This window comes from Cupriavidus sp. UYPR2.512, from assembly GCF_000379565.1.
Classification (GTDB): domain Bacteria; phylum Pseudomonadota; class Gammaproteobacteria; order Burkholderiales; family Burkholderiaceae; genus Cupriavidus.
In genome coordinates this window covers 1-16368 of sequence record NZ_KB903200.1, presented here as the reverse complement: position 1 = coordinate 16368, position 16368 = coordinate 1, and the positions used below count along the sequence as shown (strand labels likewise).

Annotated in this window: 11 protein-coding genes and 2 pseudogenes; 10 read left to right on the top strand and 3 right to left on the bottom strand. The window is 62.2% G+C overall.

Features of this window, described 5'->3' with window-relative positions:
- A pseudogene (locus tag A3A5_RS40040) lies at nucleotides 1-258 on the top strand (transposase); the annotation flags it as partial.
- 250 nt (nucleotides 259-508) lie between these two features.
- On the opposite strand, the gene A3A5_RS44270 reads toward A3A5_RS40040, so the two are convergent.
- The 3 genes from A3A5_RS44270 to A3A5_RS0135700 are packed head-to-tail and all read right to left on the bottom strand — an operon-like array spanning nucleotide 509 to nucleotide 5695.
- Nucleotides 509-1408, bottom strand: coding sequence for a T6SS immunity protein Tli4 family protein (locus A3A5_RS44270; protein WP_026201455.1), 900 nt, complete (start codon nucleotides 1406-1408; stop codon nucleotides 509-511).
- A complete protein-coding gene (locus A3A5_RS0135705; protein ID WP_018315217.1) occupies nucleotides 1408-3198 on the bottom strand; it encodes a hypothetical protein in 1791 nt (596 codons plus the stop codon). The genes A3A5_RS44270 and A3A5_RS0135705 overlap by 1 nt, the downstream gene beginning before the upstream one ends.
- 28 nt (nucleotides 3199-3226) lie before the next feature.
- Nucleotides 3227-5695: a type VI secretion system Vgr family protein gene (locus A3A5_RS0135700; RefSeq protein ID WP_018315216.1), complete on the bottom strand. Its 2469-nt coding sequence runs from the start codon at nucleotides 5693-5695 to the stop codon at nucleotides 3227-3229.
- A gap of 302 nt (nucleotides 5696-5997) precedes the next feature.
- Between A3A5_RS0135700 and tssB the strand changes: the two genes are divergently transcribed.
- From tssB to A3A5_RS44265, 9 genes and pseudogenes are all read left to right on the top strand, one after another.
- Entirely contained in the window at nucleotides 5998-6513 is a 516-nt protein-coding gene (gene tssB, locus A3A5_RS0135695) for a type VI secretion system contractile sheath small subunit (protein WP_018315215.1), read from the top strand.
- Between the two features lie 22 nt (nucleotides 6514-6535).
- Nucleotides 6536-8083 (top strand): type VI secretion system contractile sheath large subunit, encoded by a 1548-nt coding sequence (gene tssC, locus A3A5_RS0135690; protein WP_018315214.1) that lies wholly within the window; start codon nucleotides 6536-6538, stop codon nucleotides 8081-8083.
- A gap of 111 nt (nucleotides 8084-8194) precedes the next feature.
- Nucleotides 8195-9541: a type VI secretion system baseplate subunit TssK gene (gene tssK / locus A3A5_RS0135685; RefSeq protein WP_081624072.1), complete on the top strand. Its 1347-nt coding sequence runs from the start codon at nucleotides 8195-8197 to the stop codon at nucleotides 9539-9541.
- An 8-nt stretch (nucleotides 9542-9549) separates the two neighbouring features.
- On the top strand, nucleotides 9550-10185 hold the full coding sequence (locus tag A3A5_RS0135680) for a DotU/TssL family secretion system protein (protein ID WP_018315212.1): 636 nt from the start codon (nucleotides 9550-9552) through the stop codon (nucleotides 10183-10185).
- Nucleotides 10186-10195: 10 nt separating this feature from the next.
- Nucleotides 10196-11920 (top strand): OmpA family protein, encoded by a 1725-nt coding sequence (locus A3A5_RS0135675; protein ID WP_018315211.1) that lies wholly within the window; start codon nucleotides 10196-10198, stop codon nucleotides 11918-11920.
- Between the two features lie 16 nt (nucleotides 11921-11936).
- A complete protein-coding gene (locus tag A3A5_RS0135670) occupies nucleotides 11937-12422 on the top strand; it encodes an Hcp family type VI secretion system effector (protein ID WP_026201454.1) in 486 nt (161 codons plus the stop codon).
- 101 nt (nucleotides 12423-12523) lie between these two features.
- Nucleotides 12524-15232 (top strand): type VI secretion system ATPase TssH, encoded by a 2709-nt coding sequence (gene tssH / locus A3A5_RS0135665; protein WP_018315209.1) that lies wholly within the window; start codon nucleotides 12524-12526, stop codon nucleotides 15230-15232.
- Nucleotides 15232-15660, top strand: coding sequence for a type VI secretion system baseplate subunit TssE (gene tssE / locus A3A5_RS0135660; protein WP_018315208.1), 429 nt, complete (start codon nucleotides 15232-15234; stop codon nucleotides 15658-15660). The genes tssH and tssE overlap by 1 nt, the downstream gene beginning before the upstream one ends.
- 496 nt (nucleotides 15661-16156) lie before the next feature.
- Nucleotides 16157-16368 (top strand): annotated as a pseudogene (locus tag A3A5_RS44265) (IS630 family transposase); the annotation flags it as partial.

The following is a 16368-nucleotide window of genomic DNA, read 5'->3' as shown; positions in this document are numbered from 1 at the left end:
AAGGGAGCGCTCAACGCCGAGTTTTTCGTCGAATTGCTCAAGAAGATGATGCGGCATCGCAAGAAGCCGGTGCATCTGGTGCTCGACAGTCTGCCCGCGCACAAGAAGGCGCTGGTGCGCGAGTACGTTGACTCCACGCGCGGCAAGCTCACACTTCATTTCCTGCCGGGTTACGCCCCGGATCTGAATCCGGACGAATTGGTGTGGAGTCATGTCAAACGTACTGGCGCGGCAAGGCGGCCCCTGCAAAAGGGTGAAAAGCAGTTCGGACCACTCTTAGCAGTCCAAAGCAGCACCAAACTTGCCGCTCACCGCGAATACCGACGCTAAATGTTGCTGAGTAAATCGTCACGCCGCTGGTGAGCGGACGGGAAGATCTCCTCACGCAAATAGCGCATAACATCACTCACCGATGGAGCACGTCGAGGTACGGGAGGGAGACCTGAAGTCAGAAGCGCAAGTGAGCCAGCAGCAAATGTCCAAAGGACTTGCCGGCGAGACGGTGCATTCATACGGCCCCCGGACGTAGACGCAAGGATCCGACGACGGCGTCCCACAACTCCAGCGCCTCTTCGTCGCTCACAAACGATTCCCTGTTTGTGGAGTACGCGCTCTCTCCGACCTGCAGCGACACATTCAGGTTGGGCTCGGACAATGAATCCGCCTTGCCTGGCGCTTCCCACTTGAAACCATAAGTGCGCTTCCCATCCTGTGTACCTGCTATCAGGATTTCGTCGGCCTGAATAGGACCAACCGGTCGCTCACGGTTTCGCAATTGGCCGACGCCTGCTACCGTGCCGAGCAGTGACGCGAGGGCCCCGCCCGCTCGCCGCCGCAATCCGGGCTCGACGCTGCGCTGCGTGTAGGCCGTTACAGTGAATGACACGTCTGGCTTGCCAGCCAGTTGAATGGCCATGCGCCAGCTTTCCAGGTTCATCACCTTATCTTCCAGAATCGTGTCATCGACTACATATCCAATACCGACTGGCGTTTCCCCGAGAGGAATCTGGCGCCACTCTCGCGACAAGTCCTGACGAAGTGAAAGCGCTGCTCCTCGCCGACTCTTTGACACCTTTCCCGCATATTTCAGCGTTCTATCTCCCGCTCGAAAATAGGTGTCAAATTGATAGAAGATGTCCAGCGACGGCGCCTCCCACGATACTATCGTTACCGATCCGTTCTCATGCGAGACACGTTCGATAAACATACTGCCAAACAATTCATGTTTCTCAGCACGTAGGATCTTCTCTTGCTGGGCGACAAAGCGTTCAAGACTCGTCCGGGTCGGCAGCTCTGGCATTGGATCGATCTTCAAACTGTTGTATGCATACTCCTCGATCGTTCTTGCATCTCCGGGAAGATCAATAAAATGCCGGCCAATTGGTCGTGTTATCCATCCTGTTTTCATTATTTCTTCCTTCTATGCCATGCAGCACCTTGTGCAATCTTGACGATGGCAAACATAGTCGCGTATAGCGATCTCCCTTCCTTATCCCCATAGCTTCCTTGGTGGTCGTAGCCGAAGGCCGAGTTGTGCTTTCCATGACTTTGTTGCCCATGCGAGAAGCTCATTGCAATTCCAGCCTTCGCGGAAGCTTCCCCGGAAAGGATAGGCACCGTCCCATCCCCAGGGCAATCTGGTTTGGCTATGGTGATCCGAGCGCCATTGGATAAACTCAGAATCCCATTTCCGTCATCGCCGGAAATTTTTATATCGGAAAACTGAATTCCAGAAAGACCGACTCCTTCCCATGCCACCTCGCCCCAAGCAAAGCGATCACAGGCCGAGAAAAAACCTGTGCACAGTATGCTTCCCTTACCGATTTCGACGTCGCGCCCTCCCTGTGCTCCGTAGTGAGCGTAGGTCGGATCCTTATATTTTTTCTCTATCGCTTTGTGAAATATACGAATTCCTTCAATTACGCGATCCAGCTTGTCTCGGGGAATCGCTTCTTCATTTCTTTCCTCGCCAACATGAACGGACAGGCCGCGCACACCAGCCGGATTCAATAGCGACAGATTGCTATCCGGAACGAGCCCATACCACTCGCCAGATCGATATATTTCCATGTAAGGATCGTAGTTCTCTGGCAGCCCAAAAGGAATCTCCTTTTGCGTAGCTCTTTCACGAATCTTTAGCCATGGCTTTCCGTCGTTGTAATCCGCTGTCGGCAGCAACTCGAGCCCTCCTGGCGCCTGGGCGAGTATCGCGACGACGTCTGCCGCTTTACGCCCAAGAAATATCTGCTCCACGCTCTCAAAGCCCGCCCGCATGCGCTTGTATGTAGCCGGAGCCCCGGTAGCGGGTTGCACACCATGGGAGACACCGAGCACCTTGTCACATTGATGGATCTCCGTCAGTGCGCGGCTCACCAGTCCGCCCATGGAATGGGTGACAACAATCACCTTCTCTGCCAGTGGACGATTTGGCTTGCCGCGCCGGATTCCGCACTCATTGTTTCCCTCTCCATCCGGTGTGTCCCTGGCAATTACGGGCTGGCCGTCGTTGTAGTAGGGAAGAATGGTGTTCTCGATCAGGTCTTGAATCGCAGCCCCGGAGTCGCGATTGCTTTGCAGCCAGTTATATCCGCCCGCCCAAACATCGAACTGGAAATTGGCTGCGTGCAGGATCTCCTCTCGGGTCAGTGCCTCACCACCCGATGCCCCCCAGTCGGTCGGCGCGTCCAGCCCGAACTCTGCCGCCCAGTTTTTCAGGTTCGCTTCGTTACGTTCGAAGTCATACTCAGCCAGTGAGTTGAGAAGGTGCTGGAGCTGGCCCAGGAACGGGTGATAGGAAGCGCGCATCAACGCTCCCCAGCCGCGTGCCACCAATACGTTCTTCGGCAGGCCGCTCTGACCAGGATCAATCGGCCCGCTGGGATCGACTTCGACCGTATCCGTCGCCAGATCACTGGCTCGATCCTTCGTATTCTTGAACAAATAGGCGAAGAGCTGGGCAATCAGATCAGCCGCGCCACGCAGGTCTGCGTTGGGCGGACGCCAAACGATGGTCTTACCCTCCTTCTTCCTCAGATTGGTACCCATGATGCCGGGAAGGAAGACGATAGGGATGACATAGGGCTTGGCAAGGACAATCTTCTCGCGCTGATCCTCGGTCGGCGTCAGCGTCGCAGAACAGTATTGATCGCCGTCGTTGTCGACGATACTCTCGTGTAGAACGGAGGTGGTACCAGCCATGTCGCTAACTCGATTTATGTTGTCCGAACTAGTCGAGCAACCGGATTCGGATTGGCTCGACGAAAAGACTCTTCTGCAGCGGGGTTCGACCCGTTGCATCCGTTGCCACCTTGAGATGCGTCCCATCCTCGCGGAGGAGCGCCACATTCGCATTGGCAAGCGGTTCTCCAGTGGCAGGATTGCGTATCACATAGGTGTCATTGAACATTGCGTGTTTCCACGTATTCATTGCCTGCGAAAGTGAACTCGGCCCCTGGCGACTGAATGATGCGGATTTGAAGGATCGGTCCCCTCGCGTCCCATCCTCGATGCCAGTCGATGACATCCGCAGGTAAGAGCCGCCGCACTTGAGAAGGAGCTCCTCTTTGGCCTCGACCACGACTCGCCCGTTCGCGCTTGTGATCGTCATGTTCTTATCCGAAAGCAGACGCATCGCGTCGCTCTGCGCTTGAATCTCGACGCTGCCGCGGGCTGCGAACAGCTTCATCCCAAGCTTCTGAGCAAAAACGGAAACAGCTTCTCCTGCCGCAATCGTGAACCGTCTGACAGCGCTGATGTCAGCATGGCCCCCGGAAGTCGCGATCAGATTCCGCGAAGCCGACAGTTGCAGGTCGGAGCCTGATGCCAGCGCCATGCCGGCCGGCGCACTGATCAGAATTCCAGCCTTTTTTAGTGCTTTGAGCGTGTCGTTGAACAGCGTCCTCTGTTCTTCGTAGTCGGCTGCAATGGCTTGCGCAGCCTTGGCAGCAGTCGCGAGCGCTTCGCTTTGCTGAAGCGCCTGCTCAAGCAGTGCTTGCGCAGCAACCATATCCAGCTGCTTCCCACCAGCTCCCGGCTGATCATCAGCCGACAGGAACAATCCCTTCCCACCCCGAATCGCCCCCCACCCCGAAGTCCGCAACTCAAATCCATCCCCCCGCTTCTCCTTCTTGTGATCAACGAGGTAGCCAAGGTTCAGTTGCGTCTTCCCGCCGTACTCGGTGGAAAGCTTGATCCCCTCCTGCCCCTCCCAGTCCTCCATCCGCAGCTTGTTGTTGCTCTGCGTGCGGATCACGTTGCGGGACAGCCAGCGGTCCTGGCTGGTGATCAGGTCCATGTGCTGGCTGTTGTGCTGCACATGAGCGATATACGGCTTGTTGGGATTGCCGTCGCGGAAGGCCACGTCCACGTAGGTGCCATCCACCAGCGGGAAGTGGAAGCCCGTCTGCAAAGCTCCCGCAAAGGGCTTGGCCAACGTCAATGGCACACTCTCGCCGCCGTTGGGCCAGGTATCGAAGTCCAGGTCGAAGCGGACGGTGTAGCGCCCGTCCTGGGTCAGGTAGGCGTACTTGTAGCCGCCCGGCGAGGTGATCCGCGCGCTCAGCGTGCCATGGATCTTCGGCCAGCTGCCCTCGGCGAGCGGGAGCCGGTAACGACGGTCCGATGGAATGGACGTGAAGGTGTTGCGATAGGCGGCATCACGCGCGCCGCTGTGGATGACTTCCGTAATCACCTGCCCGTTGGGGGCATCGGGCAAGGCTTGATCCATACGCAGGATGCGCGCCGGGCGTAGTGCCAGCACATTGCTCTCGCCCTCATAGACGACATGCCCGGCAAGCGCCGCCTCATGACGCAGTTGCGCTTCCCACCGGGCACCAGCCTGGTCCAGATGGTGCGTGCCATAGACATAGGGCTGGCCGTAGGTGGTCTTTTCCTTGCGGGCAAGGTGGGCGTCGGCCTCGAAGCGTTCGTAGGCCTGATCCGGGTTGTAGTCTGCAACGCGGAAAGACTCAGCCACCGTACGCGTATGGGTCCGCAGGTCGGACACCACCTCGATGCCCGACTCCAGCCCAGCCGTTTCCCGGTATGGCACCCGCAGTTCCGGTTGATAGATGTAATGGTCGATGTCGTCGCCAAACACCACCATCTCGCCGAACTTGCCCGGCATGAAATAGCTGTACAGGCCTTCCTGCTCCATCAGCAGCCGGATATACGCCCAGTCCGACATCTGGTATTGAAGTCGGAACCTGTGCTGAAAATATTTGCGGCGGGTTTTGAAGGCGAACTGGTGGCCGCGCAGGTCATGGCGGCGCAGGATGTCCTCGATGATCTGCGGGGCGGTCTGGTGTTGGTAGATGCGGCTCGCGTGCGCAAGCTTCAGCCGCGCGACCAGGGGCTCGATGACGATCTCGTAGCCGCAGAAGTCATGGGTCTGCCGGGTCTTGCTGAAGCGCGTGATGCAGCCGGCGAACTGACGTGCATCGGTGCCATCCGCGGGTTCTATCCGGAAAGCCGCTTCCTTGCCAAGGTAGTCGGCGCGGTCAAGTGCAAGCGGATGGGTCAGCTGAATGGTGACCGTATAGGGATCGCCGAGGCGCTCGACAGCCTCGAAGGCAATGACCGACAGCGCGGTGGCACTGGCCGTTCCCTGCACGTCGACAAAGTATGTCTGCCGCCCGGTGATGCGCTTGAGCAGCGCATTGCCGTAAGTCTCGATTCCTTCTTTCAGATTCGCCATCGTTCGGCTCCGTTGTCAGCGTGTACGAGCCTGCCGCGGAGCCAACCATCGCTCGCCACAACGCCAATCTCGCCGCACGGTAACCCCAATTTGTTAATGCTGGAATCAATTTTCTCCAAATATTGCAATTTATTGCAATTCAAGATCATCAATAGGAATTCGATGAAAAATCAGTAATTTCCTATTTCAAGACTCGTATCAACCATGTTAGAAATTCCGTCCTAATGGCGCAGCGATCTCGCCATCACCGAGACTTCAAGCATCTGAAACCATTGATTTCACACATAGAAGAGGAATGACGAATGGCCGACAGCTTTCAGAATGAAGTGCCTAAGGCACGTGTCAACATCAAGCTTGACCTGCATACCGGTGGTGCGCAAAAGAAGGTCGAACTGCCGCTCAGGCTGCTGGTGATGGGCGACTACAGCAACGGTCAGGACAACCGGCAGGTTGCCGAGCGCGGGAAGGTCTCGATCGACAAGAACAACTTCAACGCAGTGCTCGCCGATTTCAATCCCAAGGCGAGGATCGCCGTCGACAACACGCTGGCCGGCGATGGCACGGAACTGCCGGTCGATCTCGACTTCCGGTCGATGGATGACTTCAAGCCCGAAGTCGTAGCGGGAAAGGTGCCGGAACTGCGCGCACTGATGGCCGCGCGCAATCTGCTCCGAGACCTGAAGTCGAATCTGCTTGATAACGCCATGTTCCGCCGTGAACTCGAAAAGATCCTCAAGGACCCCTCCCTGTCCGAGCGCCTGCGCAGGGATTTGCAAGAGATTGGCCAGGCCGCACCGGCCTCTCCGTCTGTCCAGTAAATGTCCTTGAGGAACCAGTGCCATGAACAAGCATGACAGCGCCGTCCGCGGCAACAACGTAGCCGATACCGTCGTCCTGGACGCACCTGGCAAGAGCGTCTATGAATCGCTGTGCGAGAAGATCAACCTGACGCCGGTCAAGTCCACGCGGCCGGTGGAGTCGTTCCAGAGTGCCGACGCGCTCTCCGAATCGTCGCTGGATGAACGCGTAGCGCAGGCGATGAACGTATTCCTGAAGATGATCCAGGAATCGTCGCAGCAGGTGGACCGGCTGGACAAAAGCTTGCTCGATTTCCATATCGAGCACCTGGACCAGCAGATCAGCCGCCAGCTGGATGCGATCATGCACCATGACACGTTCCAGCAGATCGAGTCGGCATGGCGCGGCCTCAAGTTCCTGGTCGATCGCACGGATTTCCGCAAGAACGTCCGCATCGAGGTACTGGACGTCTCCAAGGATGCGCTGCGCCAGGACTTCGAGGATACGCCGGAAGTCATTCAGAGCGGGCTCTACCTGCACACCTACATCCAGGAATACGACACGCCGGGCGGCGAGCCGATCGGCTCGATCATTTCTAACTATGAGTTCGACCGCAGCCCGCAGGACATTGCCCTGCTGCGCAATATCTCCAAGGTTTCCGCCGCGGCGCACATGCCGTTCATCGGTTCGCTATCGCCCGCGTTCTTCGGCAAGGACTCGATGGAGGAAGTGGCCGGCATTCGCGACATCGGCAACTACTTCGATCGTGCCGAGTACCTGAAGTGGAAGAGCTTTCGTGACTCGGATGACGCGCGCTACATCGGCCTGACCCTGCCGCGCTTCCTGGCGCGCTTGCCATATGGGCCGGAGACGGTGCCGGTACGCGCATTCAACTACACGGAAGCGGTCAAGGGTCCGGACCACAACCGCTACCTGTGGGCCAATGCCTCCTTTGCCTTTGCCGCGAACATGGTGCAGAGCTTTATCAAGAACGGCTGGTGCGTGCAGATCCGCGGCCCGCAGGCAGGTGGCCTGGTCGAAGACCTGCCGATCCATCTGTACGACCTGGGCACCGGCAACCAGGCCAAGATCCCGACCGAAGTGCTGATTCCGGAAACGCGCGAGTTCGAGTTCGCCAACCTGGGCTTCATTCCGCTGTCGTACTACAAGAACCACGATTTCGCCTGCTTCTTCTCCGCACATTCGGCGCAGAAGCCCGCGCTCTACGACACCAGGGAAGCCACGGCCAACAGCCGCGTCAATGCGCGCCTGCCCTATATCTTCCTGTTGTCGCGCATCGCCCACTACCTGAAGCTGATCCAGCGCGAGAACATCGGCACCACCAAGGACCGCCGGCTGCTGGAGCTGGAACTCAACACCTGGATCAAGACGCTGGTGACTGAGATGACCGATCCGGGCGACGAACTGCAGGCATCCCACCCGCTGCGCGAAGCAAAGGTCATGGTCGAGGATATCGAGGACAACCCTGGCTTCTTCCGGGTCAAGCTCTTCATCGTGCCGCATTTCCAGATCGAAGGCATGGACATCAACCTGTCCCTCGTGTCGCAGATGCCGAAGGCGAAGAATTGAGCTTCGCGCAAGTTTCTGCATTGCCACGCACCGCCGGACGGTGGCAGTCCCGCCACCGTCCGGCATGAACCTCATGCGGAATGGGGCCTTTCCGCGTACCAGCCGATCACGATGAAGATAACAAGACCGCTGTGGGCACAGGGCATTTTCATGACCCCGCAGCATTTCCAGCAGCAGGCGCTGTGGGAGCGGTATGCCGATGAAGTGGTGGCGCGGGTAGCCAGCCCCGAGCCTTGGGGCGTCGTTCGGGTTGGGCTTGACCCGCAGGCGCTGACGATTCATCGGCTCGTGGTGAATACACTTGCCTTGCGGCTACCAGACGGCGCGCTGGTCGATTCCGAGGTGGCGGACCTGACTGCGGCTGCCCGCGACCTTGCCGATGTGCCTGCGACTCTCGATGCCGTGGTCGTGCTTGTCGGCCTGCCGCTCCTTGACGCGCAGGGTGGCAACTGTATCGAAGCCGGTGAGCGGCCCGCGCGCCCGCGCCGCTTTGTGCGCGAGTACCTGGAGGTCGCCGACCTGCATGGCGAAGGCAAGGAAGAGATCAGTGTTGAGCGTCAATCCCTGGCGCTGCTGTTCGACTTCGAGCAGCAAGGCGACTATGTGACCTGCCCCATTGCCCGCCTGGTGCGCACGCAGCAAGGACGCTTCGAGCACGATCCGGGCTTTGTGCCGCCCTGCCTCTTCCTGTCGGCAAGCGAGCGCCACATCGAGCGCATGAACCGGCTGTCCGAGATCCTGCGCGCCAAGAGCTCCAGCCTGGCCGTGCGCCGCCGCGAGCGCTCGGACCAGATCGCTGACTATGCGGTTGCCGATGTCGCGCTGTTCTGGCTGCTGCATAGCGTAAACAGTGCCTGGCCCGAACTGGCCCGCCTGTGCGCGGCGCCGCGGCAGCACCCTGAACGGCTCTATGCCGTGCTGGCACGGCTGGCAGGATCGCTGCTGACCTTCTCCACCACGGAGACCCTGCAATCCATTCCTGCCTATGATCATCTGGCCCCGGAACCTGTGTTCGCGGAGCTGGAGTCGCTGATCCGCTCGCTGCTGGATACCGTGATTCCGTCGCGGGTGGTGCCGGTGGTGCTGGAGCGCGTCCGGCCAACCGTGTGGGCCGGCAAGATCCTCGATGAGCGGCTGGTGGAAGGGGCTGAGTATTACCTGTCGGTCCGGGCCGCGCTGCCGGCGCACAAGCTGCTGGAGCAATTGCCCCGCCTGTGCAAGGCGGGCGCGCCGGATGAGGTGGAGCAGATCGTCAACTCCGCGCTGCCTGGCATCCCCTTGCGCACCATGTCGCGCCTGCCCGCGGCCATACCGGTGCGCATTGAAAACCAGTATTTCGCGCTCGATAGCGCTCACCCCGCCTTCCAGCGGATGCTGGACGCCCGGGCTTGCCAGTTCTACGTCCCGGCCTCCTTGCCCGACGTGGCGCTGGAGTTGTTTGCGGTATTGCCGGCATGAATCCCTCCATGATGATCCCCCTCGCCCTGCGCGACACAGCCCTGACCATCGCCGGACTTGCCGATGCGGCGCAAGCCCCGGACTTTGCGGCGTTCCGGACCAAATGCCTGGACCAGGTAAAGCGCCTGCAGGAAGAATTCCGCGCCAGCGGCCAGCCGGTGGACGTGGTTGAAGATGCTGCCTACGCCCAGTGCGCCCTGCTGGACGAGGTGGCACTGGGCCGGCTGCAGGGCGATGGGCGTGACGCGTGGGAACGTCAGCCGCTGCAGGTCGACCAGTTCGACAGCCATGACGCCGGGCAAGCCCTGATCGCCCGCATCGAGCGCAGGCTGGCTGAGCCCCAGCCAGTGCTGCCCCTGCTGGCGGTGTTCCAGGCGGTTCTGGGGCTGGGTTTCCAGGGCCGGTACGCGCTGGATGGCGCCGATGCCCGCCTGGCGCTGATGAACACTATTGATGAGCGCCTGCACCGTGCCGGCGTGCATCCGGCCACCGGCCCGGTCCTGGTCACGACTGGCAAACCGCGTCGACGCCTGGGACTGCTGTCGCCGCTCGGCGGGTTCGCGATGGCCATCGTGGGAGCGAGCCTGGTCTACCTTGCATTGGACCGGTGGCTGGCATTGGCCATCGGCCAGCTTGCCGGCTGAGAGGGCTGCCGTGTCCGGCTACCCCTACCGCCTGCTGACCGCCTGGGTTGCGGCGCTCGCCCTGGCGTGGCTGGCATTCAGCTCACCCTGGAGCGCGGGCTGGAACCTGCTGCTCGGCACATTTGCGCTTGCGCTCGCGCTGCTGGCGATTGTGATGCTGACCCGGCACCGGCTCGCACAGCAGCGAGCCTCACAGCCAGTGCTGCGAGCGCTCAACGCGTCGCTCGACGCGCTGCCCGGCGACATCCGGCGCAATACGCCGCTGATACTGGTCGTCGGCGACGCCGCGGGGGCGCTGGCGCGGGCATTCGGCGAGGCGCTAATCACCATCACGGACGCGGCGATCTGGATACGTGTCGATGATCCGACACGGCTTGCACACGTGGCGGCTGCCCTCAGGCGTTGGCGCGCCGGCCAGGGCCCGGATGCCGTCGCGTACCTGGTTGCCGCCGATCTGGCGCGGGACGCAGCAGTGCTGGACGCTGGCCTCAGGCGCTGGCGCTCGGCCATCGGCGCAGCCAGCCGCGCGCCGGGCTATACCCCGCCCGTCTGCGTGGCGGTGTATATGGCGGAATCCGCCGGCACGCCCGATGCGTGTCCCTGGTTCGGTATCTCCGGCGCGGCGCCGCTGCAAGCTGCTACCTTGCCAACGCAGATTGCGCAGCGCCTGCAGCAATATGGCCAGGCCGCAACGCCATTTGAGCGCAAATCCCGGTTACTCCGGGCTGCCCGCCTGGACGCACTGGCGCGCTGGGCCGCGGACGCACTGCTGCCTGCGCTGGGCGAGAGCCAGCGCGACGGCAACCGGCACGGACGGCCCGCGCGTGTCACGGCGTTCGGCGTGACCGCCACCGCAGGCGAGCCGGCCGCGGATTCACTCTATGCCGGCTATGTCGCCAAGACCACCGCCCTGGTGCCTGCATCGTCCGCAGGCCGGCCAGATGCGCAATGCATGCGCTACCCATTGCCCGCTGCGCTGATCCAGGGCATTGCGCCGCAGCCGGTGCGCCGCGCCCTGCCGCTGGCGCATGCCTTTGCCTGGCTCGCCCTGGCATTCTGCGCCGCAGCGGCCGCCTCGGCCTGGCAGAACCGTGCGCTGGTAGCGCGCGTCATGCAGGACATGGCCCGCTATCGCGCCATCGGCCCCGAGCAGGATGCGGCGCGCATCGACGCGCTGCAGGCAGTCAAGCGCGATCGCGATCTGCTGGACGGATATGCCCGTACCGGCGTGCCGCTACGGCTTGGACTGGGCTTCTATCGTGGTGCGGCGTTCCTCACGCCGCTGAATGCCCTGATCGCAGGGTATCAGCCGCCGGCGCCGCCGCCGGTCTCGATCGAACTGGACAGCCTGTCGCTGTTCCGCAGTGGCAGCGCGACCCTGGCCCCGGGTTCGAACCGCGTCATGTTCGGCGCCCTCGAGATAATCAAGGCCCATCCGGAAAAGCGTGTCCTGGTGGCCGGGCATACCGACGCCACCGGTACGCCGGCCGCCAACCTCAGGCTGTCGCAAGCGCGCGCCGCCTCGGTGCGCGACTGGCTGGCCGATGCCGCCGGGCTGCCGCCGACGCATTTTGCGGTACAGGGCTATGGCGACACCCGCCCCAAGGCCGCCAACGACACCGAGGCCGGACGCGCCGCGAACCGCCGTGTCGAGATCACGCTCGTCCCCGATTGCCGCGATACAAAGCGTGGCGATCGGACAACCTCGGGCCACTCGGCCTGTTCATTCCAGTAAAAAGGAGCAAGTAGCCATGGCAATTCCCGCATACATGTGGATCAAGGACGATGGCGGCGCCGATATCAAGGGTTCCGTGACCGTCTCCGGCCGTGAAGGCAGCGTCGAGGTGGTGGCATTCGATCACGCGGTCAATATCCCCACCGACTCCAACACGGGCAAGCTGACCGGTACCCGCGTGCACAAGCCGATCGTGTTCACCAAGGAGACCGACGCCTCTACGCCCTACCTGTACAAGGCAGTCACCAGCGGCCAGACGCTCAAGTCGGTCGAGATCAAGTGGTACAAGATCGACGACGCCGGCAAGGAGAAGGAATACTTCAACACCAAGCTCGACAACGTGAAGGTGGTCGGCGTCACGCCCAGGATGCTGGACATCAAGAACCCGGCCTTCGAGAAGCACAACCACCTGGAAGACATCGAGCTTCGCTACGAGAAGATCACCTGGTCGTACAAGGACGGCAACATCATCCACGCCGACAGCTGGAACGAACGCTCCTGATGCTGGCAGCCGGCACCTGATGCCGGCTTGTCATCGCGCGTGGCGGTGTCCGGGCCACGCGCCTCACAGGAATCGCCCGCTTACCCCTCCACCGCCTCCCCATGACCGCCCGCGACCTTTCCCCGTTCCTTCGCCGCCTGAACGATCATTGCGCCCGCGCCCTCGCTGAAGCCGCCAGCCTTTGCGAAACCCGCGCGCATCGGCATATCGAGATCGAGCACTGGCTAATCAAGCTGCTGGAACTGGGCGATGGCGACGTGCTGCCGATCCTGCGCCGCCATGCACTCGACGTGGACGGCATCTGGAACGGCCTGCTGAGCGCCATCGACCGCCTGCCGCACGACCTGCGGGGCAAGCCGGGCCTGTCGCCGCGCGTCGGCCAGTGGCTGGAGGCCGCGTGGCTGCGCACGTCGCTTGAAGCCACGGCGCCTGGGGCGGACAAGTCAATCCGCTCGGCACATCTGCTGGCCGCGCTGGCCGAGGCACCCCAGCTGCTGCGCGCGCCCGATGCCTGGCCACTGCTGAGCGTCTCCGCCGCGCAGATCGAGTGCCTGATGCATGAACTGGACCAGATCTCGGTCGAGGCGGCCGCGCCCGCCGCGCTGGCGCCTGGGGCAGCCACCCAGCCGGATGCCATGCCGCCTGCGGCTTGCCGACCCGCAACTGCCGTGCCGGGCCAGGCCGACACGTCGGCCCTGACCCGCTTCACCACCGACATTACGCAAAAGGCGCGCGACGGCAAGATCGACCCGGTGTTCGGCCGCGACGTGGAAATCCGCCAGATGGTGGACATCCTGGCCCGGCGCCGCAAGAACAATCCGATTCTGGTTGGCGAGCCTGGGGTGGGCAAGACCGCACTGGTCGAAGGACTCGCGCTCAGGATAGCGGAGGGGGATGTGCCGGCCGTCATCCGCGACGTCAGCGTGCTCACGCTGGACCTGGGCCTGCTGCAGGCTGGCGCCGGCGTCAAAGGCGAGTTCGAACAGCGCCTGAAGAACGTGATCGAGGCCGTGCAGCAGTCCCCGGCCCCGATCCTGCTCTTTATCGACGAAGCCCATACCCTGATCGGCGCAGGCAACACCGTGGGCGGCGCCGATGCCGCCAACCTGCTCAAGCCCGCCCTCGCACGAGGCGAGCTGCGCACCATCGCGGCAACGACCTGGTCGGAATACAAGCAGTACTTCGAGCGCGACGCCGCGCTGGAGCGCCGCTTCCAGATGGTCAAGGTCGACGAGCCCGATGACGAGAAAGCCTGCCTGATGCTGCGCGGGTTGAAGCCCCGCTATGCGCAACACCACGGCGTGCATATCACCGATGCCGCCGTTGGCGCTGCGGTACGCCTGTCACGACGCTACCTGACCGGGCGCCAGTTGCCGGACAAGGCGGTCGATCTGCTCGACACTGCCGCCGCGCGCGTGCGCATGAGCCAGGAGGCCACGCCGCTCGTCATTACCGTCGGTGAGGCCGAGCGCGCGGCGCTCGGGGTCGAACGCACGGCCCTGCTGCAGGACCAGGGGGCGACGGGTGCGGTGATCGGCGAACGGGTGGCCGCCATTGATGCGCGGCTGGCAGGGCTCGCCGTCGAGCTGGGACAACTCAGGCACACGTTTGCAGCGCAAAAGGAAGCAGCCGGGGCGCTGAACGCATTGCGTACGCAATGGCAAGCGGCGTCGGACCCCACCGCGCGTCAGGACATGACCCTGTCGATCCAGGCCGCCCATCAGGCCCTGGCTAACCAGGGTCAGCCCGCCTTGCTCCATGCGGAAGTCGACGAGGCAGCGATTGCGGAGGTCATCGCCGACTGGACCGGGGTCCCGGTCGACAGCCTGCTATCGAACGAACTGGCAATGCTGCTGGCACTGGAAACCCGCCTGGGCCAGGTCGTGGTTGGCCAGGAGGAGGCACTCGCAGCTTTGGGCAAAAGCCTGCGGACCGCCAAGGCGGGCCTCAAATCCGACGACGCGCCGCTGGGCGTGTTCCTGCTGGTCGGGCCGTCAGGCGTCGGCAAGACCGAAACCGCGCGTGCGCTGGCCGACCTGATGTTCGGCGGCGAAAGTTCGCTGATCACCATCAACTTGTCGGAATACCACGAGGCCCACACGGTCTCGCAGCTGAAAGGTTCGCCACCCGGATATGTCGGCTACGGCGAAGGCGGCGTACTGACCGAAGCGGTACGCCAGCGCCCGTACAGCATCGTCCTGCTCGACGAAGTCGAGAAGGCCCACCGCGACGTGATCAGCCTGTTCTACCAGGTGTTCGACCGCGGCTTTATGCGTGATGGTGAAGGGCGCGTGATCGACTTCCGCAACACCGTGATCCTGATGACCTCGAATCTCGGCAGCGAGCAGTTGCTGGCGGCATCCGACGCCGCTGCGCGATCTGGCACTGATCTTGCCGCCAGCGCGCTGATGGAAGCGATCCGTCCGCTACTGGCCGACCATTTCCAGCCGGCGCTGCTGGCACGCTTCCAGACCGTCGTATATCGTCCGCTATCGCCCCAGGCCATGACCACGATTGTCCGGATGAAGCTGGGCAAGGTGGCCAACCGGATCGCGCGTCGCTTCGGCGTGCCGCTGCAGTGCGACGACACCCTGGTGGCCGAGCTGGTGCAGGCCTGCCTGCTGCCCGATACCGGGGCGCGCAATATCGACAGCCTGCTCAACCAGCAGATCCTGCCGGTCCTGTCGCGCGAGCTGCTGGTGCGCATGGGCGGGCAGCGGGTGCCGGCGGCGATTCAGCTGTCGTTTTCCGAGACCGACGGCATCGGCGTGTCGTTCGAAGAACCGGCCGAAGCCGCGGCGGCTGCGTGATGGGCGGCCCCGGCCTGTTCGAAGCCGTCACCGGGTACTTTGCCAATGGGATTGCGGTCGACGAGTTCGACCTGGCCACGCAGACCTTCCTGTCGGTGCAGGACAATATCCAGCGCATCCTCAACAGCCGCCGAGGCTGCCTGGCCCACCTGCCTGACTATGGGCTGGGCGACTTGTCGAAGATCTACCGCCACCTGCCCGCCTCGGCGCATACGCTCAGGCGCGAGATCGAGACCACACTGCTGCGCTACGAGCCCCGGCTGCGGGCCATTGACCTAACCATCGAAGAGACCGAGCCCGGCATGCTGCTCAGCTTCATCATGAGCTGCCAGTTGCATCGGGCCGGGCTGGTGCGGTTCGGCACCCACTTCACGCCTGATGGCCGGACCCGGCTCAAATTGTTGCAGGCGGAACGCGATCGCGGCTGATTGGCCGTTCGATTGCCGTTGAGGAGTCGGCCGCCAGCACCGACAAGGGCCAGCGGGCCGGCACGCCTGCGGCGGGAGCGACGAAAGCGGAAGGCGCGCTGCGCATCGCACGTTCTGCGCGTTTTGCACAGCCAGCCTGGACACTCGTGGCGTGGCTGGCCGCAGGGCTACCCATGCAGGTAGTGGCGGACCGAATGCCAGGGCGAATCGTCCGATGGTTCGGCAGACGGCAGACCGCTTCCGGCCAGGAAAGTCGTCTACAAATAGTCACCATTAGAGAGGCCTTACGGATCTCCGAAACACGCCGTTTTCGAACGTGCCCACAAGGAGAGCGTCTCCGCCATCGAATCCACATACTGCGCCACTGAGCGACTGGTTGGAGCCTTCCTCGTCCTCCTTTCCAACATCGGTGCGGCGGCTTACACGGCATTACTCAGTAGTCAGAAATATATGCGACAAAAATTGAACTTCCATAATCTGTCGAAATCCGACGTTTATGAAACGAGACGGACGAACCTTGGCGCATAACACCCTTGAGGAAATGCGCGTACTGGCCGTGCAACGGATGAGGGAGGGTGAGCATCCTGAGGACGTAGCCAAATCCTTTGGCATGCATCGTTCCTGGGCCTTCCGATGTCGCGCTATGACCATGGGGCGCGGCAAGGGCTTGCAGGCTTTGCGCTCAACCAAAGGTAGTGGCAGGCCACG